We start from the raw sequence: 617 nt of genomic DNA, 5'->3' as shown, positions 1-617 counted from the left end.
GACCGTAAATCCTTCGGGAACATATGAATCGTACATATATGGAGCATCAACATAATATAATTTTTCTTTGGTCTGTGGGTCGATTAAAAAGATCATATCATTTTCTTTTACTGCATCCAGGCCTTCTAAATTCATTTTGTATATGAATTTGTCAGGGAATCCACCTGTAGGCTTTTCTTTATAGATAATATCTTCTTTAATACGATCCGATCCAATGGAATAACGGATATCTATGTGACTATAAACATTTGGATATGTTATCGTTTCTTCTTTGACAACTCCTTGGGAACGAGTATCGGGGTCGAATGAACGAAGTGAGGTCTTATTATTAACACCGTTAATGGGTTCTAACCCAAGATTGAACATCTTATCTCCATCTTGTACACTTACATTTTCACCCTCTTTATTGAATGACTTGTTTACATTAACAGAAAATTCGTTAGCCTTGTTTTCATACGTTTTATTATCTAAACTTTCTGTCAGTTTATTGTCGATTTCTTCCCACTCCTCTTTTTCGTTCTTGAAGTGGATAGATTCTTGAGCAATTTTCGAGGTGTAACTTCCATCATCATTTATAAATGTTTTAGAATTTTCTGTTCTTAAACTCTTTATATCCT

General features: G+C 33.5%; 1 protein-coding gene. It reads right to left on the bottom strand.

Annotated features, from left to right (window positions below):
* Positions 1-617, bottom strand: a 617-nt coding sequence (locus RL70_RS18090) for a hypothetical protein (RefSeq protein ID WP_039044601.1), incomplete at both ends; no start/stop codon positions are given.

Origin of the sequence: Sporosarcina sp. ZBG7A, from assembly GCF_000813425.1 — a bacterium.
In the GTDB taxonomy this organism is placed as follows: domain Bacteria; phylum Bacillota; class Bacilli; order Bacillales_A; family Planococcaceae; genus Sporosarcina.
This window is presented reverse-complemented; position numbering and strand designations above follow the sequence as displayed.